A 20,716-nucleotide genomic window follows, 5' to 3' on the forward strand; every position below is an offset into this window, starting at 1 on the left:
CGGGCAATAAAATCCGGCGATGCCGACTGGGTGGGTTGCCGCGCCGGCCGAAGCTGTGCTGGATCAGGTGGCGGCCGCCCTGGATCGCTCCGGTGCCGTGCTGGTGGGAGCCGACGGCGCCGGCAAGACGCCGACCGCTAGGGCCGCCGCGGAGAGGTTCACCGCGCGCCGGCCTTCGAAGGTTCGATGGGTCACGGGCACCCCGTCGCTGCGGATGGTTCCGCTCGGCGCGTTCGCCCGCCTGGTCGAGGTGGCCGAGATCGGGAGGCCCGCCGCGCTCCTGCGCGCCGCGCACGACTCGCTGGTCGCCGGCGGCGACGATCTTCTGGTCGTGGTCGACGACGCGCACGAGCTGGACAGCCTGTCGGCCAGCCTGGTGTACCAGCTGGCGTTGAAGCGCTCGGCGCGGCTGATCGTCACCGCCCGCTCGGAGACGAAGCTGCCCGATGCCGTGGCCGCGCTGTGGACCGACGACCTGCTCACCCGCATCGACGTCGAGCCGCCGGACCGGACTGCCGCGGTGCCCAAGCTGGTCGACGAATATCTGAGCGGCCTGGCGGCCCCGGTTCGCAAGGCGCTGGACTACCTGGCCGTAGCCGAACCGCTGCACCGCAGCGAACTGGCTGTGCTGGCCGGTGACGAGGCCGTCGAGCAGGGCTATAAGGCAGGCGCGCTGGCATCCGACGACGACGGACTGGTCTATGCGGGCCATCCGCTCTACACCGAGCGGGTGCGCGCCGCGCTGGCGCCGGCCGACGCCCGGGCGCTGCGCACAGCGGTCGTCGCCCAGCTGTCGACCCGTCGCTCCGACCACATCACTGACCAGCTGCGGCTCGCGGCGCTCGCGATCGAGAGCGACGCACCGTACGACGACTTCTCGGGCGCCGCCCAGCAGGCGCTGAGGCTCGGCGAGTTGGCCCTGGCCGAACGGCTAGCCCGCGCGGCCCTGGATCAATCGGGCGGGCTGGCGGCGCGGTTGACACTGGGCTACGCGCTGGGCTGGCAGGGCCGCGGCCGGGAAGCCGGCGAAGTGCTGGCCGCGGTGGATCCCGACACCTTGACCGACGCCGAGCTGATGGCGTGGGCGCTGCCGCGGGCGGCCAACCAGTTCTGGATGCTCGACGAACCGGAGCGCGCCACCGCGTTTCTGCACACCACCCGCAACCGGATCTCGTCGCCGACGGCCCGGGCCACCCTCGACGCGCTGGCGGCGACGTTCGCGATGAACGCGGGCACCCCGCTGAGCGCGTTGCGGATCACCGGCGAAGTGCTGGCATCGCCGCACGCCGACCAGGTCGGCGTGGGCTGGGCAGCATCGACGGCGGCACTGTGCTCGGCCCGCGTCGGGCGGTTCGGCGACGTCGAGGCGCTCGCGGGCCGGGCGCTGGCCGGTGAGCATCCCGGCCTGCTGCGGTTCACCAGCGGTTTCGCGCTGGTCACGACGCTGGTGATGGCGGGGCGGCCGGATGCGGCGCGCACGGTGGCGCAGCGCTACACCGATTTCGCCGAGCTGCAGCAGCCGGGCCGGGCCATCGGTGAGGTGCTGGTGGCGTACGCAGCCATCGCCCAGGGCGACTTCGAAACTGCCGTAACGCTTTTGGAGCCTGCCGCCGAGGCGCTGGCGCGCACCGGCTATTCGTGGGGTCCGCTGTCGCTGATGCTGCTGGCGCAGGCGCTGGGCCAGCAAGGTGAACAACTCGCGGCGGCAAAGGTTTTCAGCCAGGCGGAGTCACGGCACGGCCTGAAATCGGCGTTGTTCACGCCCGAATTGGCACTGGCCAGAGCGTGGTCGAAGGCGGCGCGCGGCGACATGACGGCCGCAGTCGACGCCGCCCGCGAGGCGGTGCAGGCTGCCGAACGCGGCGGGCAGTCGGCGATCGCGCTGCGCGCGCTGCAAGACGCCGCCCGCCTCGGTGACACCCGGGCCGTGTATCGCGCCGAGCGGCTGTCCGTGGAGGTGAACTGTGTGCTGGGCAGGCTCACGCTGGCGCACGCCCGCGCGCTGGCGGCGGGTGACTCCGCGGCGCTGGCGGAAGTGGCCGCAGATCTGGCCGATGCGGGACTACATCCCGCGGCCGCCGACGCAGCCGCGCAGGCCAGGCGCGGTCAGCCGGTCAGGTAGCGGCGCAGCATCTCGACGGCGGCGCTGATCTGCTCGACCGGTACTCGCTCGTCCCGGCGGTGCGCCAGGTTGGGATCGCCCGGCCCATAGTTGACCGCCGGGATGCCGCGGGCGGCGAACCGCGCCACGTCGGTCCACCCGTATTTCGCCCGGACTCGCCCTTCTGCGGCATCGACCAGCGCCTTGGCGGCGGGTTTGGAAAGGCCGGGCAGCGCGCCGGCGGCGCTGTCGGTCTGTTCGATGCGCACGTCGAGCCCGTCGAACACGTCATGCACGTGCGCAAGCGCAGCGTCCGCCGACCGGTCCGGCGCGAAGCGGAAGTTGACCGTCACCGACGCCGCGTCGGGGATGACGTTGCCGGCCACGCCGCCGTCGATGCGCACCGCCGAGAGCCCCTCGCGGTAGGTGCAGCCGTCGATCTCGACGTCGCGGGCCTGATAGGCCGCGAGCCGGTCCAGCACCGCGCCAAGCTTGTGAATCGCGTTGTCGCCCAACCACGATCGCGCCGAATGCGCGCGGGTGCCGGTCGCGTGGACGACGACACGCAGCGTGCCCTGACAGCCCGCCTCGATGTAGCCGCCGGTGGGTTCGCCGAGGATGGCCACGTCGGCGTCCAGCCAGTCCGGCAACTCACGCTCGATGCGGCCCAAACCGTTTGCCGCGGACTCGATTTCCTCGCAGTCGTAGAACACCAGGGTCAGGTCGTGGGCCGGTTCCGGCACAGTGGCTGCCAGGTGCAGGAAGACCGCGTCACCGGACTTCATGTCGACGGTGCCGCAGCCGTGCAGGATGTCGCCGTCGCGGCGGCTGGGCACGTTGTCGGCGATCGGGACGGTGTCGAGGTGCCCGGCCAGCAGTACTCTTGACGGTCGGCCCAGATGCGTGCGGGCCAGCACCGCGTCGCCGTTGCGGATGATCTCGAAGCGGGACGTCTGGGTTTGTAACGCCGCCTCGACCTCGTCGGCGATGCGTGCCTCGTCCCGCGACTCGCTGGGGATGTCGACCAATGCCGCGGTCAGCTCGATCGGGTCCCCGCGTAGGTCCAGCACGCTTCCAGTATGCCGAGCAGACACAAACGCCCCGTTTTCACCGGCGTGTCGGGACATTTTGCGTCTGCTCGGCCGGGGAAAGTAGCGTTGCCATCGTGACTGGAGCTTCGGGTATTGGGGTGGCGACGCTGGCCGCCGACGGGTCGGTTCTCGACACCTGGTTTCCCGCACCGGAACTGATCGACGGCGGCGAGAGCGGCACCGTGCGGCTGTCGGTCGCCGAGGTACCCGACGAGCTAGCCGCCCTGGCGGGACGCGACGACGCTCGCGGCACCGAGACCGTCGCGGTGCGCACGGTGATCGGCTCGCTGGACAACAAGACCACCGACGCCTACGACGCGTATCTGCGGCTGCATCTGCTCTCGCACCGCCTGGTGGCGCCGCATGGACTGAACGCCGAAGGCTTCTTTTCTGTGCTGACCAATGTGGTGTGGACGAGCCAAGGGCCTTGTGCTGTCGAAGGTTTCGAGATGGTGCGGGCGCGGCTGCGCCGTCGCGGGCCGGTCGCCGTGTACGGCGTCGACAAGTTTCCCCGGATGGTCGACTACGTGTTGCCGACCGGAGTCCGGATCGCCGACGCCGACCGGGTCCGCCTGGGCGCTCATCTGGCGGCGGGCACGACAGTGATGCACGAAGGCTTCGTCAACTACAACGCCGGCACTCTGGGCGCCTCGATGGTCGAGGGTCGCATCTCGGCGGGGGTGGTGGTCGACGACGGCTCCGACATCGGCGGCGGCGCGTCGATCATGGGAACTCTGTCCGGCGGTGGGACCGAGATCATTTCGGTCGGCAAGCGCTGCCTGCTCGGCGCCAACGCGGGGCTGGGCATCTCGCTCGGCGACGACTGTGTCGTCGAGGCCGGGCTGTACGTCACGGCCGGCACCAAAGTCGCCATGCCTGACGGCAGTTCGGTCAAGGCCCGTGAGCTGTCCGGCGGCAGCAACATGCTGTTCCGCCGCAATTCGCTGACCGGCGCCGTCGAGGTGGTCTCCCGCGACGGCCAGGGCATCGCCCTGAACGCCGACCTCCACGCCAATTGACTCCCACTTTGCCGCGAGCGTGCGTGTCCCCGCACGACACGCCGCGGTGAAACCCGTTTTTGCGCACGCTCGTGCCGGGGGCCGGGACCTACATCAGCTCCTTTTTGAGCACCTTGCCCATCGCGTTGCGCGGCAAGCTGTCCACCATCCGTACTTCACGCGGGCGCTTGTGCACCGAAAGTTGCCCCGCCACATAGTCGATCAACGTTTCAGAGTCCGCATCGCCGACGACGAAAGCCACGATCCGCTGACCCAGGTCCTCGTCGGGCAGCCCGACCACCGCCGCCTCACGCACACCGGGATGCCCAAGCAGCGCCGTCTCGATTTCGCCCGCGCCCACGCGGTAACCGCCCGACTTGATCAGGTCGACCGACTCACGGCCCACGATGCGGTGCATACCGCCGGAGTCGACGACCGCGACGTCGCCGGTGCGGTACCAGCCGTCGGCGTCGAATGCCTCGGCGGTGGCGTCCGGCCGGTTCAGGTAGCCGTCGAACAACGTGGGACCGCGAACCTGAAGGCGCCCAATGGTCTCGCCGTCGTGCGGTACCGGGCCGCCGGCGTCGTCGACCAACCGCGTCTCGACCCCACGCAACGGCAGACCCACCCAGCCGGGGCGGCGTTCGCCGTCGGCGCGGGTGGACAACGTGATCAGCGATTCGGTACTACCGTACCGCTCGACGGGCGCGTGCCCGGTGAGCCGAACCAACTGGTCGAACACCGGCACCGGTAGCGGTGCGCTGCCGGACACCAGCAGCCGCGCCGATCGCAGCGCCTCGGCCGCGGCCGGGTCGGCCACCACCCGCGACCAGACCGTCGGCACCCCGAAATACAGCGTGCCGCCCGCCTCCGCATAGCCTGCGGGCGTTGGTTTCCCGGTATGCACGAAGCGGTTTCCGACCCGCAGCGAGCCGAGCAGCCCCAACACCAGACCGTGCACATGAAACAACGGCAACCCGTGCACCAAGACGTCGTCGGCCGTCCACTGCCACGCTTCGGCCAGCGCATCCAGGTCGGCGGCGATCGCCTGCCGGCTCAGCGGCACCCCCTTGGGCGGGCCGGTGGTGCCTGAGGTGTAGATGATCAGCGCGGTGGACTGCAGCGGCGGCTCCGGATAGCGGTGCCACGACCGGGCATGCAGCCGCACCGGAATGTGCGGCAGGCCCTCCGCCTCGTCGGGCGCCTCCCCCAGCCAGGCCTGCGCGCCCGAATCGGTGAGGATATGCCGCCGTTCCGCCTGCCCGACGTCGGCGGGCACCGGCACCGCCGGAACCCCGGCCAGCAGGCAGCCCGTCACAGCCAGCACGGTCGCAGCCGTCGGCGTGGCCAGCACCGCGACCCGATCCGCACCGCCGACCCGTTCGGCCACTGACGTCGCGGCGCCGACCAGATCGCTGCGGCTCAACGTGACGTCGCCGACGCTGACCGCGTCGCGCGTATCGACAGCAGCGGCGGGATTCAGCGAGGCCAGCAGCACGTGAGCGAGGTTACCTGCCTCGGCCACCGCTTCAGGACAACGCTGATCTCAACTTGGTTCGCCGCAATCGCCGGAAACTCAAACCCCTGCGGCGTTCTAGGCAAAGCGGGCCCGTGACCCGCTCGCCGCGCTTCGATCGGGCGGCCAGTCGGGTCGCGGAAACAGCGGCCGCAGTGTTGCCGGCGGCCGGAACGGGGCCCACTCGCCGCGCGGCTGCGCCAGCCGGTCCGCGATGGCCCACAGCACAGCGGGGTTGTGCCCGTAGCCGAAGTGGCTGCCGATCACCGAGATGTTTTCCGCTTGCGGCGACCGCAGATCCAGACACGCCTGCCAGGCGACCACACCGTCGTATCGGGAGTAGATCGACGTCGCCGGCACCGGCAGCGGTTCGGTTTCCAGATCCACTGGCGCTCTGGCCCGTTCGACGTGCAGATGGGAGAAGCGGTTGAAAGCCGCGCTGGCGCGAGTCTGGTTTCGGTCGGCGAGGCGAAATGGGGTGCCGAGAGTGATCACCTGGCGCACCGACGACGGGCGGCGCCGGGCCATGCCGCGCGCATAGATGCCGCCGAGGCTCCAGCCGATCACGCTGACCGGAGTGCCGTATCGGGTGTGCAGGTCATGCAGGCGCTCACCCATGCCCGCGACGGCTTGGGCCGTCGGACCGATATTCCGGCCCAGCCGCCAGCCGTGCATCCGATATCCGAGGCCGCGCAGAATGCGTCGCAACGCCAACGTCGATCCGTCGCCGGCCAGCAGGCCGGGCAACACCAGCACCGGATGGCCGTCGCCGACCGGCAACGCGCGCCGCAACGGCAGCGCACCGAGCAGCAATCCGAACTCGACCGCCGCGCGGCCGGGGTCGGTGAGCGCAAGGTGCCAGGGCGGGCCGCCTGATCGCCGCGGGCGCTCGACGGGTTGAAACACCGGCTCCATAAATGCCAGCCTGCCACCGGTCCACCTGCCGCGCCGCAAGTTCAAGGAAACGGCGACTTGGCGAGACGCCGTGCAGATGACATCATGAATTGCATCAAGTGATGCTCTTTTAGATGCGCGGGAGACCTGGATGAGGACGACGGTGACCATCGACGACGAACTCCTGGCCCGTGCGAGTGAGCTGACTGGTATCACCGAGAAGTCCGCGCTGCTGCGCAACGGATTGACGACCCTGATACGCGTCGAAAGCGCCCGCCGACTTGCCGCTCTCGGCGGGTCGGACAAGAAGGCCTCTGCGGCGCCTCGGCGCCGGGGCTCCGCCGGGTGATCCTCGTCGACACTTCCGTGTGGATCGACCATCTCCACAAAACGGACCCCGGATTGGTCACGCTGCTCGAAGCGGACGAGGTCGGGTGTCACGAATCCGTGATCCAGGAGTTGGCTCTCGGATCGATCCGGCAGCGCACCGTGGTCTTGGATCTGCTCGACAACCTCTACAGGTTCCCCGTCCTCGGTCACGCCGAGGTCGTGGCGCTCGTCGACCGACGCCGACTGCATGGCCGTGGACTGAGCGCGGTGGACGCCCACCTGCTCGGCTCAGTGTCAATCAGCGGCGGCGCACAGCTGTGGACGCGCGACAAGCGGCTGCGTTCTGCCTGCCGCGACGCCGGCGTCTCCTACGTCGACGAGTCCGGATAAAACGCAATCCTTGGGGGTATGCCGCCGCGATGGGAACACACGTACAGACCGGCACGATCACCACGCAGGTGCCGGCCCGGCTGGACCGCCTGCCCTGGTCGCGGTTCCACTGGCGGGTGGTCGTCGGATTGGGCGGGGTCTGGATTCTGGACGGCCTCGAGGTCACCATGGTGGGCAACGTCGCGGCCCGGCTGACCGAGCCCGGCAGCGGAATCAAGATCAGCATCGCTCAAATCGGCGTCGCCGCAGCCTTCTACATTGCCGGCGCCTGCAGCGGTGCGCTGTTTTTCGGTCAGCTGACCGACCGCTTCGGTCGTAAGAAGCTGTTCGTCACCACGCTGGTGATCTATCTGGCGGCCACCGCGGCGACGGCGTTCTCGTTCGCGCCGTGGTACTTCTTCGCGGCGAGGTTCTTCGCGGGTGCGGGCATCGGCGGCGAGTACGCCGCAATCAACTCCGCGATCGACGAACTGATCCCCGCGCGGGTCCGCGGCCGCGTCGACTTGGCGATCAACGGCTCGTTTTGGCTGGGATCAGCGTTGGGCGCGGCCGCCGCGCTGCTTTTCTTGAACACGTCCATTTTCCCGATCGGCATAGGGTGGCGAATCTCGTTCGGCATCGGCGCCATCTTCGGGTTGGCGGTTCTGGTGGTCCGCCGCAGTGTTCCCGAAAGCCCGCGCTGGCTCTTCATTCACGGCCGCGAAGAAGAGGCCGAGGAGATCGTCCGCGGCATCGAAGACGAGATCGAGCAAGAGACGCAGGAATCGCTGCCGGAGCCGGAGGGATCGCTGACCGTCCGCCAGCGCAAGACCATCTCCCTCGCCGAGATCGCCAAGGTGGCCTTCACCCTCTATCCCGGCCGCGCGGTCCTCGGCCTTGCGCTGTTCATCGGCCAGGCGTTCATGTACAACGGCGTCACTTTCAACCTCGGCACCCTGTTGAGCGGGTTCTATTCAGTGGCCTCCGGCATGGTCCCGGTGTTCTTCATCCTGTGGGCGCTGTCCAACTTCGCCGGGCCGGTACTCCTCGGGCCACTCTTCGACACCGTCGGGCGAAAACCGATGATCTCGCTGACATACCTCGGCTCCGCCGCGGTGGCTGTCGTGCTGGCCGGTATCTTCGTGAGCCAATTCGGCGGCGTCTGGACGTTTCTCGCTGTGCTCATGGTGTGCTTCTTTTTAGCCGGTTCCGGTGCCAGCGCCGCATATCTGACGGTCAGCGAGATTTTCCCGATGGAGACCCGGGCCTTGGCCATCGCCTTCTTCTATGCGGTCGGCACCGCGATCGGCGGCATCACCGGTCCGCTGCTGTTCGGCGACCTGATCGAGTCCGGGGACCGGCATCAGGCCGCCCTGTCATTTCTGATCGGTGCGGCCGTGATGGCAATCGGCGGGGTGGTCGAACTGATCTTGGGCGTCAAGGCCGAGGGCCAGAAACTGGAGGACCTTGCGATGCCGCTGACCACCGCGGATGCCCCATGACGCCGTGGGCGTGCCAGCTGGCCGGGCACCGGCCGCGTTTCCGCGTCGACGGCGCAACGATGCACTGGGAATGCGAACGTGGCTGCGGACAAGCCAGCGGCAGCAAGACATATCCCACCGCCGAGGATGCGCGCCGGTTTGCCGCGGCGTTTGACCGCACCGGCGCGTTGGGCAAGCGGGCGCCGCTGATCGGACTGCTGCCACTTCGGTTGTGGCACACCGTCGTCTCGGCGAACAGACGCAAAAGCGGCCAAAACCCTAGGCTGTAGGGGACTTTTGCGTCTGCTCGCGGGACGCCAGAGCCCGCAGCAGGAACATCAGGTTGGCCGGTCGCTCGGCCAGACGTCGCATGAAGTACCCGTACCACCGAGCGCCGAACGGCACGTACACCCGCACCCGGTTGCCGGCGTTCGCCAGCCGCCGCTGCTCGCCGTCGCGGATGCCGTACAACATCTGGTATTCGAAATCGGCGGCGTCCCGGCCGGTTTCGCGTGCCATCGCCGCCGCGGCGTCGATGATCGCCGGATCGTGCGAGGCCACCATCGGGTATCCCGATCCGGCCATCAGCACCCGAAGGCAGTCCAAGTACGAGGCGGTGACGGCTGCGCCATCCCGGTAGGCCACCGACGCGGGCTCGTCGTAGGCGCCTTTGCACAACCGCACCCGGGCGGAGGCAAAGTCGCGGCAGTCGCCGAGCGTGCGCCGCAAATAGGCCTGTAAAACAACGCCCAGCCCAGGGAATTCGCCCCGCAGATCGGAAACGATCGACAACGTCGAATCGGTGGTCGTGTGGTCTTCGGCGTCCACCGTCACCCAGGCTCCCACCCGCTGCGCTCGCGCGCAGATGGTGTGCGCATTCTCCCGGGCGATCTTTTCGCCGTCGCGCTCCAGCGCCTGGCCCAGCGCCGAAAGCTTGAGCGACACCTCCAGCGGACGGGCACCGTCGTGCACAGCATCGGGCCGACTGCCCAGTGCATCGAGCAGGTCGAGGTAGGCCTGCATGTTCGCGGCGGCGGCGTCGACGTCGGCGACGTCCTCACCCAGGTAGTCGACGCTGACGAAGCATCCCGAATCCCGCAGCGCGGCAACACTGTCCAGCACACAGCCGAGCGTCTCCCCCGGCACGAAGCGGTGGACCACCTTGCTGGTCACCGGTAACCGCTGCGCGGTGCGCCGCAACCAGTCGGAGCGGCTGGCCGCCAAGATCGCAGGCCGTACCGTCGCGGCGAACAGGCCGGGTTTGATGGGGGCGACCCGTCCCCCGCAAGCGGGAGGTGCCCCCACCGCCCGGCTCCGCCGCGCTGGCGATCGCCCCATCAGTCCGCCGCCATATGCGGATACGTGTGGTCGGTGGCCGGCACGAACGTCTCCTTGATGGTGCGCGCCGACGTCCAGCGCAGCAGGTTCAGCGGCGAGCCGGCCTTGTCGTTGGTGCCCGAGCCCCGCGAACCGCCGAATGGTTGGCGTCCCACCACCGCTCCCGTCGGTTTGTCGTTGACATAGAAGTTGCCGGCCGCGAACCGCAGCCGTTGCTGCGCGGCCAGCACCGCGTCGCGGTCATCGGCGATCACCGCCCCGGTCAGCGCGTAGCGCGATCCGGCGTCGATCACGTCGAGGATCCGCTCGTACGCGTCGTCGGGATAGACGTGCACCGACAACAGTGGCCCGAAGTACTCGGTGGCAAACGCTTCGTCGGTCGGGTCGTCGGACAGCAGCACCGTGGGACGCACGAAATAGCCTTCGCTGTCGTCGTATTCGCCGCCGGCAGCGATCGTGACACCGGCCGCGCCTTTCGCCCGTTCGATGGCGCTGACGTTCTTGGTAAACGCCCGCCGGTCGATCAGCGCCCCGCCGAAATTGGTGAAGTCGGTGATGTCGCCGTACCGCAATTCGGCTGTGGCAGCCAGGAAGCCGTCGCCCATCTTCTGCCACACCGAATGTGCGATGAACGCCCGCGACGCCGCCGAGCATTTCTGGCCCTGGTAGTCGAACGCGCCGCGGATCAACGCGGTGCGTAGCACGTCCGGCTGCGCCGACGCGTGCGCGACCACGAAGTCCTTGCCGCCGGTCTCGCCGACCAGCCGCGGATAGCTGTGGTAACGCTCGATGTTCGAGCCCACCTCCCGCCACAAATGCTGAAAGGTGGCCGTCGACCCGGTGAAGTGGATGCCGGCCAGCCGCGAATCAGCCAGCGCCACATCGGAAACCGCGTACCCGTCGCCGGTGACCAGGTTGATCACCCCGGGCGGCAACCCGGCCGCCTCGAGCAGTTGCATCGTCAGATAGGCCGCCAAGGTCTGAGTGATCGACGGCTTCCACACCACGGTGTTTCCCATCAGCGCCGGGGCGGTGGGCAGATTTCCCGCGATCGAGGAGAAGTTGAACGGCGTGATCGCGTAGACAAATCCATCCAGCGGCCGGTAATCGGTGCGGTTCCACTCGCCGGGACCGCTGATCGGCTGCTGTGCGAGGATCCGGCGGGCGAACGCGACGTTGAACCGCCAGAAGTCGATCAGCTCGCAGGGCGCGTCGATCTCGGCCTGGTACGCGGTCTTGGATTGGCCGAGCATGGTTGCGGCCGCGATCTTTTCCCGCCACGGCCCGGCCAGCAGATCTGCGGCCCGCAGGAAGATTGCGGCGCGTTCGTCGAACGGCGTTGCCGCCCAATGGTTCCGCGCGGCCATGGCGGACTCGACGGCCGCGGTGGCGTCGGCGTGCGTCGCGTTGGTCAGCGTGCCCAGCGTGGCGGTATGCCGGTGCGGTTGCACGACGTCGATCCGCTCGCCGTCGCCCATGCGACGCTTGCCGGCGATGACGTGCGGCAGCTCGATCGGGTTATCGGCCAGCTCCCTCAGTGCGTCGCGCAGCCGGCTGCGTTCCGGTGAATGCGGCGCGTAGTCGTGAACCGGTTCATTGGCGGGCAGCGGAACATCGGTGATCGCGTCCATGCCCTCAGGATCCTCGCCACCGAGCGCAGGGCCTTTGGCGGATCGGACAACCAGTAAGCCCACAGACAGTAGAATCAGACAATATGCGGGCCACCGGCGTCGGGCTGGGCCAGCTGTTGCTGGCGCTGGACGCAACCATGGTCAGCCTGGTCGACGCCCCGCGCGGGCTGGACCTGCCGGTGGCTTCGGCAGCGTTGATCGACTCCGACGATGTGCGGCTGGGGTTGGCGACGGGCGCGGATTCGGCCGACGTGTTCTTTCTGCTCGGCGTCGGCGACGACGAGGCGCAGCGCTGGATCAGCACGCAGACAACCGCGCCGGTGGCCATCTTTGCCAAAGAGCCGTCCGCTGCGTTGGTGGCCCGTGCCGCGAAGGCCGGGTCAGCGGTAGTGGCCGTCGATCCGCGGGCCCGCTGGGAACGGTTGTACCGCTTGGTCAATCACGTCTTCGAGCACCACCGAAGCGACCCCCGCTACGACTCCGGCACCGACCTGTTCAGTCTGGCGCAGTCGGTGGCCGACCGGATCCACGGCATGGTCAGCATCGAGGACGAGCAGTCGCATGTCCTGGCCTACTCGGCGTCCAACGACGAGGCCGACGAATTGCGGCGGCTCTCGATCCTCGGTCGCGCCGGTCCGCCCGAGCATCTGGAGTGGATCAGCCGCTGGGGCATCTTCGATGCGCTGCGGGCCGGCGACGAGGTGGTGCATGTCAAGGAGCGCCCGGAGTTGGGCCTGCGGTCGCGGCTGGCGATCGGCATCCACCAGCCGCCGGTCGACGCACGGCGTGCGCCCGCATTCGTCGGGACCATCTGGGTCCAGCGCGGCTCGCGGCCGCTGGCCGACGACGCCGACGAAGTGCTGCGCGGTGCCGCGGTGCTGGCCGCACGGATCATGTCGCGACTGGCGGCCCGGCCCTCGACGCACGCGCTGCGGGTCCAGCAGCTGCTGGGCCTGGCCGACAAAGAACGCCTCGACATCGGCGACATCGCCCACGAACTCGGCATTGTTCCCGACGGCAACGCCGCGCTGGTCGGCGTCGACTCCGCCGATCAACACCCACGACTGCCCGACATAGTTGCATTGAGCGCCAGCGCTTTTCGCGCCGACGCCCAAGTCACGTCGAGCGGCTCGCGAACATATGTGCTGCTTCCCCCCGCCGCCAAGCCCACGTCGGTCGCATCCTGGGTTCGCGGCACCGTCGGCTCGCTGCAGTCCGAGCTGGGGTTGCGCCTGCGCGCGGTCATCGCAGCACCCGTCGCCGGACTGGCCGGGATGGCCGCGGCACGCACCGAGGTCGACCGCGTGCTGGATAGCGCTGCGCGCCATCCGGATTCGATCGATCAGGTCAGCTCGCTGGCCGAGGCGCGCACCACCGTGCTGCTCGACGAGATCGTCACGCTCGTCGGTGCCGACGAGCGGCTCGTCGACCCACGGGTCCGCGAGCTCCGTACCCGTGACCCGGCGCTGGCCGAGACCCTGCGGACCTACCTGGACAGCTTCGGCGATGTCGCCGCGGCGGCGCAGCAGCTGCACGTGCATCCCAACACCGTGCGCTACCGGGTCCGCCGGATCGAACGGTTGCTGTCGACGTCGCTGGCCGATCCCGATGTGCGGCTGGTGCTTTCGCTGAGCCTGCGCGCTACCGAGCGCTAAACCGCGTCGGCTGGTCGGCGATCGTCGCGTCATGTCCCGCGCCGGCCGTCATGGTGGCGGCCTCCCCGCGGGCCAGGCCGACTGTCGCCACGATCACCATCACCGCCGCAGCCACCAGCAAGAACCACTCCGGCCCGTCGGCTTCCAGCGTCTCCTTGAGCACGATGATCCCCAGCGCCGTGGCCACCACCGGCTTGGCCACGGTGATCGTCGGGAGGGAGGCGGTCAGCGCGCCGGCCCGAAACGCCGACTGCTGAAAGATCATCCCGACAACCGCGGCGAGTATCCAGGCATACAGCTCCGGTGTACGCAGCAACGCCCCGGCCCCGTGTTCGAGCACGTCGACAATTCCCTTGGTCAGCACCGCGAACAGCGCCAACGCCGAACCCGACACCGCCGCCAGCAGCACCGCCGCGGCCGGACGATCCGACCAGATCCGCGCGCCCAGCACGCACAACGCCAAGGCCGGGCCCATGACAAGTGCCACGATGATCCAGGTTCCCAGCGAGCCCCGCGACTGCCCGGCGGTCGGATCACCGACAGTGACGAGGAGAGCCAGTGCCGCCGCCAGGAACACCGCCCACATCCACTCCCGCCGGGTTATCCGATGACGGGTCACCCGCGCGTAGATGGGCAGGGCGAACAGCAGCACGGTCACCTGCAGAGCCGTGACCAGCATGACCGAACCTTTGTCGAGCGCAGCTGCAAGCAGGCAGTAACTGGCGACATCACCCAGACCGCCCAGCCACCACCGGACGTCGCGCACCAACATCCCGAACAACGCCAAGTGGCCGACCGGTTCGTCGGTGATCTGCTGCGCGATCCGCTGACGGACTACGCTGCCGATCGCAGCGGCCAGCGCGGCGCACAGCGCAAGAAACCCCGCGATATCCGTATTCGACATCTGACCTCCTTGCCGACGTCTACGCCCGGAAGCCGTGTTCCTTCCGGCGTGACTCTAGTGCTCACAGTGTGCTCGGCGAGCTTCGCGGCGAAACCGCGAAGTCTAGGCAGCCTCAGAGCGGAAACTTGGTGTCGGTCAGCTGCTCGGACAACTCCCAGAGCGCCGCCGCGGTGCCTGACCGCTTCGCCGGCCAGTTGCGCCAGGTCGGCTGACTGGGACCGTAAAACGCGAACCGCGGGCCGACGTAGGTGTCGCCGGGCAGATCCTGCGACACCGCGTACAGCGTCTGCCGGGCACCGAAGTCGGCATCGGTGGACACCACCCGGTCGACGGCCAGCACCACCGCATCGCTCACTGTGCGCCCGGACTGGCCTTGCAGGTTGGTATGCGACCAGCCCGGGTGGGCGGCCAGCGCGCGCAGCGAAGTGCCTGCACTCTCCAAGCGCCGCTGCAGCTCGCTGGTGAACAGCAGGTTGGCCAGCTTCGACTGGCTGTAGGCCAGCCACCGCGAATACGGCCGGGACTGCCAGTTCAGGTCTTTGAGGCTGATGTAGCCGAACATGTGCATCAGCGACGACACCGTCACCACCCGGTCGGTGAGCCTGGGCAACAGCAGGTTGGTCAGCGCGAAATGGCCGAGGTGGTTGGTGCCGATGTGGCGCTCGAAGCCGTCGACCGTCAGCGCGTGATCGACGGCCATGATCCCGGCGTTGTTGACCAGGACGTCGACGGCGTCCACACCGTCGGCAAAAGCGCGCACCGACGACAGATCTTCCAGGTCGAGTCGACGCACCTCGACGTCTCCGGTCATCCGGCCGGCGGCGGCCTCACCCTTGTCGGTGTTGCGCACCGCCAGGATGACGCGGGCACCGACGCGGGCCAACTCGCGGGCGGTCACCTCACCCAGCCCTGCGTTGGCACCGGTGACGATGACGGTGCGTCCGGCGAACGAGGGCAGGTCTGCTGCGGTCCAACCAGGCATGGCAGACACAGTAATGAGGCCCACTGAGCGTGGAACACCGGCGCTGGTCAGCCGATTGCCCGGCGAAAACGCTGTCGCAGGTATCGTCCTGGGATGGCGCGCGGATACGCCTGCGCCCCGGTCCGCTCGCTGAGGAGTATTCATTTGGGAAGCGATGTGCCCGCCCGGATGTATCTGGGTGTGATCGTCAACCCGCGCGCACGCAAGAATCTGGCCGCGCGGGGAGATCGCAGCGCAGAGCTGCGTCGCATCGTCGGACCGTGGGGCGAGGTGCACGAAACCGAATCGATCGAGGAGCTCCGCAAGGTCATCGAGGACCTGCATCCACGGGTCACCCACCTGGTGGGTGACGGCGGCGACGGCGCCCTGCACTGGTTGGTCAACGAAATGCAGCACTGCGTCAGCGATCCGGAACAGTGGCCGGCATTCGTGCCCACCAACGGCGGTAGTGTCAACGCCGTCGCGCGTAAGGCGCGAGTACGCGGCCGCGCCGACGCGATCATCCGCGCACTGACCGCTGCCGCGGCGAAAGGTCGGTTCCCGCCCGAAATGTCGCTTGACACTTTGGAGCTCGACGGTGCAACCGCGGACGGCGCGCCGTTTCATCGCCTGTGCTTTGGGCTCGCCGCCGGAGGTGTGGGCAACCGGTTCTACGACAAGTACTACGCCAACCCCGATCACGGCCGTGCAGCCGTCGCGCGGGTGATCGGTCGCACGTTCGGCGACTACATCACCAACAAGGTCGCTCCCGGCCACATGGACAGGGAAAACTGGGCGGCCCACCTGTTCGCTCCGACCCATGCCCGCGTCGTCATCGACGGCGAGGAGGTCCCGACGCGGACGCACCGCGTGCTGCACGCCGGCGCGATCGACCTGCGCATCGGCGGGCCATTCCGGCTGTTCCCGAAGGCATCCGAACCGGGTGCACTGCATTTCCAGGCCGGTGAGATCAGGCCGTCGAGCATCGTCGTGCAGCTTCCCTCGGCGCTCACCTACGGCAGGCTCCGCGGCAGTCGGGTCCGCGACGTCAACGGCAAGGAGATGATCATCGAGGCCGACGACGAGCCGCTGTCGCCGATCATCGACGGCGAGCGTTTCGACGGCATCGTCAGGCTGGTGGCCCGCGCCGGGCCGCGCATCCGTGTCGCCCCCGTGGCGCACGGGTCCTGAGCGCTGGGCAGCCCGCGATTCACCGCCGAGCGCGAATGGTGCGGATGATCTGCGCAGAGAGCTTCGGGTCGCTCAGCAGTTGGTCGACGAGCGCGACCAGGACCTCTTGTCCCGTGACGCGGGCCAGTCCCAGTCGGTCGGCGGCTTCTCGCTGCCAGATGTCGAGCGCTCGGTGCTGAGCGGGTGAAAGGTCGACTGTTCGTCGTGTGCGGCCGGCGCGTGTTCGGCCGATGGCGAAGGGTTCGGTCGGCGCCGCCGCGACCGCGGGTGCAATCGGTGCGACGCCTGCGGGGCGTGCGCGAGGCCGCCCGTCGTCGCCATCGATACGGTCGGCACCGCTCATCGTCGGCCTCCTTCGGCAACGTATGTCAGTAGTCCGTATCTCAGTACATTATGACTTCTGTAGCGACGCTGGGTCCATCGCCGGGCCACCGGCCCCACTGCGACGACGCGCCGCATCCGTCACCACCAGCCGCGCACGCCGACGGCGGTTGCCGCCCTTTCGGCTTTGTCATGCGGTGTTTGCTGAGATGTCGGGTTTCTGGCGATATTCCGGACCGCACCGCGGACCTTTGTCCGTATATTTCTATCGACAGGTCGTCAATAAGGAGCTGGCAGGCCGAACCTGGAAATGAAGGGTCTCGAAATTATCATGGATTACGGATATTCGCGGTTCAGTACTCCAGTATCGGCGTATTCACAGAAGTCGAGCCTGTGAGCTGGTTATTTAGGATATACTGAGCTACTGATCCCCGTACCCACAGATAATATGTGCTTATTTTCAGTCTGTTTTCGTGACCAGAAACACAGCGACACACCGGCCGTAAATAACCGCCTTCGTGCCAACCTGGGAGATCGTTGTGAGTTCAATGTGCACTAGCCAAAAAATCCTGATTAAACTTTGCCAGACATTGCTTAGCAGCGCTACGATCGGCTGTATCAAAGTGAAGTTGTTCTATTGATTGCAGTGAAGAGCCTGGAAGGGAGAGTGACTCTGAAGATGGAGACGCTTATCGATTACCTCGACATGTGGGAAGCGCGCAAACCGGACCAGACCCTGTACCGGTTCGTCGACATCGAGGGCCGCGAGCTCGAGCACTACACCTACCAGAGCTTCGCCGAGCGGACGCGCGAGCTGGCCGCCTACCTCTCGGCGGAGGCCGGCCTTCAGCCGGGTGACCGGGCGCTGCTGGTCTACCCCCCGGGCCTGGAGATGGTCGCGGCGTTCTACGCGTGCGCGCGCCTCGGCGTGATCGCCGTTCCAGTCAGCCCTCCCCTGCCGATGTCGTTCGAAGCGGGGCTGGCCAAGCTCGGCTTCATTGCGCGGGACTGCCAGGCCAAGGCCGTGCTGTCGACCAAGCAGCTCGAGTACGACTTCCGCTCGCTGCTGGGCAATCAGCAAGGCGGGCTGCCCTGGGCCGACGTCGCGCAACTTCCGGACCTGCCCTGGTTCGCGACCGATGCCACGCAGGACTTCGGCGGTGCTTCCGTTGTCGACACTCCTGGTCCGGTGCTCTTCCTGCAGTACACCTCCGGCTCCACCAGCGATCCCAAGGGCGTGATCGTCAGCCACGCCAACGTCATCGCCAACGCCTCGGCGTTCAGCGGCAAGGAAGTCGCGGTCAGCTGGCTGCCGCAGCACCACGACATGGGCTTGATCTCCGCCTACCTGTTCATCGTGGTGCTCGGCGGGACCACGCACGGGATGTCACCGGCCGACTTCCTCCAGCGGCCGTCGGCCTGGCTGCGGCTGATCAGCGAGGTCCGCGCCACCCACACGCCGGCGCCGAACTTCGGCCTCGAGTACTGCCTGCGTGAGGACAAGCTTCCCGCCTCCGAGCTGGCCGGCCTCGACCTGAGCAGCCTGGACAGCATCGTCGTCGGCGCGGAGCCGTTGCGGGACAAGACCTTCGCACGTTTCCGGGAGCGCTTCGCCCCCTACGGTCTGCGGCCCGACGCGCTGACCGGCGCTTACGGCCTGGCCGAGAACACCCTGGGAGTGACGCTCAAGGGGCGCCAGACCGTGACCGTGAACAAGCGGGCGCTGGAGCAGAATGTGGTCCGGGTCGAAAAGGCCGTGCCCGAGAACAACAACCAGACCCCGCTGGTGAGTTCCGGCAAGCCCGTCGCCGGAAACGTGATCCGCATCGTCGATCCGCAATCGCGAGAGGACCTGGCCGAGGGCCGGATCGGCGAGATCTGGGTGGACGGAGCATCCAAGGGAGGCGGCTACTGGCGCCGTCCCGAGCTCAGCGCGGAGACGTTCGAAGCCCGCATCGTCGGCGACGACGAGCACACCTATCTGCGGACAGGCGATCTTGGCTTCCTCTACGAGGGCGAGCTGTTCGTCTGCGGCCGGCGCAAGGATCTGATCATCGTCCGCGGCGTCAACTGCTACCCGTCGGACATCGAGTCGGTCGTGGAACGCTCCTCCGCACAGATCCGCGGCGGCTGCGTCGCCGCCTTCTCGGTCGAGCGCGACGAGCAGGAGTCGCTGGTCGTGGTCGCCGAGGTGCGCGACAAGGACGCGCTGCCCGATGCCAAGATGCTGGCGCGGGCGATCCGCAGGCACTGTCACATCGATCCGCAGACCATCGTGTTCTCACCACCGCGCAGCATTCCCAAGACCACCTCGGGGAAGATCCGGCGGGCGCACACCCGCCAGCTGTGGCTGGACGGCAAGCTGCCGGAGCTGGCGAGCCACTCCCACCACGCGCCCGAAGCGCCGGGAGCCGGCGCCGGCCCGCTGGAACGCTTCCGCTACCTCATCGAGAGCTACGACTTGACCGGCCAGGAGGACTGCTCCTTCGCCGATCTGGGCATCGACTCACTGGCCCTGGCCGAACTCCACACCGACTTGCAGGCCTTGCTGAGAGAGCACGGCGCCGGCGAGCTGGCCAAAGAGGTCAACACGCGGCTGCTTCAGCGCCTGACGGTTGCCGAGTTCTTCCAGATCATGCGGCAGTTCGGAGAGGGGGCCGAGCTGCCGCTCCAGACCTTGCGGCAGACGCTGGACCAAATTGCCGCCGAGTACGAGGAATACGAGACCCGGCAGATGCGTGCCGACGCGCAACTGCCCCTGCCGGCCCTGCCGCCGGCGCGCGAAGGCGTGCCGACCGACATCCTGCTGACCGGCGCCACCGGGTTCCTCGGGCCGTTCCTGGTCAGCAGCCTGCTGGCGCAGACGTCCTACACCGTGCACGCGCTCGTGCGCGCCACCGATGCGGCGCACGGCCTGGACCGGATCATCGCCGGGCTGCGGCAGGCCCACCTGTGGTCGGCAGGCCTGGAAGCCGAGGTCCGCGCGCGGGTGCGGGTGATCTGCGGCGACCTCGCCGAGCCGCACCTGGGCATCGGTGAGGAGGCGTTCCAGCAGCTGGCCGAGAGCGTCGACGCCATCGTGCACAACGGTGCCCTGGTCAACTACGTCCGCACCTACGACGCCCTGCGGCCCACCAACGTGGCCGGCACGCACGAGCTGCTGCGGCTGGCCATGACCTCACACCGGAAGGCGTTCCACCTGGTCTCCAGCACCTTCATCTACGGCTGGAGCACCATGCCGGTGGTCGGCGAAGATTATGCGAACGAGGAGATGAGCGGCCTGGACTTCGGCTACTCGCAGACTAAATGGGTCGCCGAGCAGCTGGTGCTGGCAGCGCAGCGCCAGGGTCTCGATGTGCGTATTTATCGTCCGTCGCTTATCTCCCCCACCAGCGCGGGCTTCGGCAGCCAGGACGACATCCTGGTGCGGCTCACCGCGTTCATGATCGAGCACGGGCTGGCCGTCGACGCCCGCAACCAGATCAGCCTGCTGCCGGCAGATTTGATCGCCGATCACGTCGTCGCGCTGATGGGCCTTCCGGCCGAGGCGGGCACGGTGTTCAACTTGACCGCCGACGACTACTACAACCTCACCGACATCACCCGGATGTTGTCCGAACGGCACGGCTACCGCTTCAGCTACCTGGACATCCCGTCGTTCACCGACGAGGTGAACCGCCGGTGCACGCCGGGCGATCCGCTCTATCCGCTGGTCGACTTCCTCACCCGCTCGGCGGGCAAGATCCAGGCAATGCGGGACAAGCGCTACGACAACAGCCAGTACCGGCAGGCGCGCTCGCTGGCCAAGGTTCGTCGCCGCGAGCCGGCGCTGGCCGACACGGTCGACGACCTCGTCCGGTTCCTGCGCCGCGAGCGTCTGATCACCGAGGCGGAGAGCGAGGCGCGGTGCAGCGCGTAACTAGACTGGGAGATTG

Annotated in this window: 17 protein-coding genes; 9 read left to right on the plus strand and 8 right to left on the minus strand. The window is 68.1% G+C overall.

Translation table 11 applies throughout. The features are described from left to right. The first annotated feature begins 19 nt into the window (after nt 1–19). A complete protein-coding gene (locus AWB95_RS22020; protein WP_085168650.1) occupies nt 20–2,122 on the plus strand; it encodes an ATP-binding protein in 2,103 nt (700 codons plus the stop codon). On the opposite strand, the gene dapE is transcribed toward AWB95_RS22020, so the two are convergent. After that, on the minus strand, nt 2,107–3,171 hold the full coding sequence (dapE, locus tag AWB95_RS22025) for a succinyl-diaminopimelate desuccinylase (RefSeq protein ID WP_062541737.1): 1,065 nt from the start codon (nt 3,169–3,171) through the stop codon (nt 2,107–2,109). The two genes, AWB95_RS22020 and dapE, sit on opposite strands and share 16 nt — an antisense overlap. Nucleotides 3,172–3,266: 95 nt before the next feature. Here dapE and dapD point away from each other — a divergent pair, with 95 nt between their 5' ends. Next, entirely contained in the window at nt 3,267–4,211 is a 945-nt protein-coding gene (gene dapD / locus AWB95_RS22030; protein ID WP_085168651.1) for a 2,3,4,5-tetrahydropyridine-2,6-dicarboxylate N-succinyltransferase, read from the plus strand. Nucleotides 4,212–4,299: 88 nt separating this feature from the next. Here dapD and AWB95_RS22035 read toward each other — a convergent pair whose 3' ends face one another. Both AWB95_RS22035 and AWB95_RS22040 read right to left on the minus strand, forming a co-directional pair. Then, nucleotides 4,300–5,688, minus strand: a complete 1,389-nt coding sequence (locus tag AWB95_RS22035) for an acyl-CoA synthetase (protein ID WP_085168664.1) — start codon at nt 5,686–5,688, stop codon at nt 4,300–4,302. Nucleotides 5,689–5,784: 96 nt separating this feature from the next. Then, complete coding sequence (locus tag AWB95_RS22040) at nt 5,785–6,621, minus strand: esterase/lipase family protein (protein ID WP_062539296.1); 837 nt, start codon at nt 6,619–6,621, stop codon at nt 5,785–5,787. A gap of 130 nt (nt 6,622–6,751) precedes the next feature. On the opposite strand from AWB95_RS22040, the gene AWB95_RS22045 reads away from it, so the two are divergent. The 4 genes from AWB95_RS22045 to AWB95_RS22060 are packed head-to-tail and all read left to right on the plus strand — an operon-like array spanning nt 6,752 to nt 9,070. Next, a complete protein-coding gene (locus AWB95_RS22045) occupies nt 6,752–6,949 on the plus strand; it encodes a type II toxin-antitoxin system VapB family antitoxin (RefSeq protein WP_062539297.1) in 198 nt (65 codons plus the stop codon). Then, on the plus strand, nt 6,946–7,320 hold the full coding sequence (locus AWB95_RS22050) for a type II toxin-antitoxin system VapC family toxin (RefSeq protein ID WP_062539298.1): 375 nt from the start codon (nt 6,946–6,948) through the stop codon (nt 7,318–7,320). Before AWB95_RS22045 ends, AWB95_RS22050 begins: the two co-directional genes overlap by 4 nt. Nucleotides 7,321–7,349: 29 nt before the next feature. After that, entirely contained in the window at nt 7,350–8,801 is a 1,452-nt protein-coding gene (locus AWB95_RS22055; RefSeq protein ID WP_062539299.1) for an MFS transporter, read from the plus strand. Then, entirely contained in the window at nt 8,798–9,070 is a 273-nt protein-coding gene (locus AWB95_RS22060; protein WP_062539300.1) for a hypothetical protein, read from the plus strand. The genes AWB95_RS22055 and AWB95_RS22060 overlap by 4 nt, the downstream gene beginning before the upstream one ends. Here the strand turns inward: AWB95_RS22060 and AWB95_RS22065 are convergent. Both AWB95_RS22065 and pruA read right to left on the minus strand, forming a co-directional pair. Further along, nucleotides 9,060–10,034, minus strand: coding sequence for a proline dehydrogenase family protein (locus tag AWB95_RS22065; RefSeq protein ID WP_062539318.1), 975 nt, complete (start codon nt 10,032–10,034; stop codon nt 9,060–9,062). The two genes, AWB95_RS22060 and AWB95_RS22065, sit on opposite strands and share 11 nt — an antisense overlap. Nucleotides 10,035–10,117: 83 nt before the next feature. Beyond that, complete coding sequence (gene pruA / locus AWB95_RS22070; protein WP_062539301.1) at nt 10,118–11,749, minus strand: L-glutamate gamma-semialdehyde dehydrogenase; 1,632 nt, start codon at nt 11,747–11,749, stop codon at nt 10,118–10,120. 83 nt (nt 11,750–11,832) lie between these two features. Between pruA and AWB95_RS22075 the strand changes: the two genes are divergently transcribed. Continuing rightward, nucleotides 11,833–13,404, plus strand: a complete 1,572-nt coding sequence (locus AWB95_RS22075) for a PucR family transcriptional regulator (RefSeq protein WP_062539302.1) — start codon at nt 11,833–11,835, stop codon at nt 13,402–13,404. On the opposite strand, the gene AWB95_RS22080 is transcribed toward AWB95_RS22075, so the two are convergent. Together AWB95_RS22080 and AWB95_RS22085 are read right to left on the minus strand one after the other, a co-directional pair. Further along, a complete protein-coding gene (locus AWB95_RS22080; protein ID WP_062539303.1) occupies nt 13,391–14,308 on the minus strand; it encodes a DMT family transporter in 918 nt (305 codons plus the stop codon). The two genes, AWB95_RS22075 and AWB95_RS22080, sit on opposite strands and share 14 nt — an antisense overlap. Nucleotides 14,309–14,420: 112 nt before the next feature. Beyond that, the gene (locus tag AWB95_RS22085; RefSeq protein WP_062539304.1) at nt 14,421–15,290 is read right to left on the minus strand and encodes an oxidoreductase; all 870 of its coding nucleotides are present in this window, start codon (nt 15,288–15,290) and stop codon (nt 14,421–14,423) included. A 168-nt stretch (nt 15,291–15,458) separates the two neighbouring features. Here AWB95_RS22085 and AWB95_RS22090 point away from each other — a divergent pair, with 168 nt between their 5' ends. Continuing rightward, nucleotides 15,459–16,460, plus strand: a complete 1,002-nt coding sequence (locus tag AWB95_RS22090; RefSeq protein ID WP_062539305.1) for a diacylglycerol/lipid kinase family protein — start codon at nt 15,459–15,461, stop codon at nt 16,458–16,460. 19 nt (nt 16,461–16,479) lie between these two features. Here the strand turns inward: AWB95_RS22090 and AWB95_RS22095 are convergent, their stop codons facing one another. Beyond that, nucleotides 16,480–16,803: a hypothetical protein gene (locus tag AWB95_RS22095; RefSeq protein ID WP_062539306.1), complete on the minus strand. Its 324-nt coding sequence runs from the start codon at nt 16,801–16,803 to the stop codon at nt 16,480–16,482. Between the two features lie 657 nt (nt 16,804–17,460). Between AWB95_RS22095 and AWB95_RS22100 the strand changes: the two genes are divergently transcribed. Further along, entirely contained in the window at nt 17,461–20,700 is a 3,240-nt protein-coding gene (locus AWB95_RS22100; RefSeq protein WP_062539319.1) for a fatty acyl-AMP ligase, read from the plus strand. Nucleotides 20,701–20,716 lie beyond the last annotated feature (16 nt).

It is taken from the genome of Mycobacterium celatum, assembly GCF_002101595.1.
GTDB lineage: Bacteria > Actinomycetota > Actinomycetes > Mycobacteriales > Mycobacteriaceae > Mycobacterium > Mycobacterium celatum.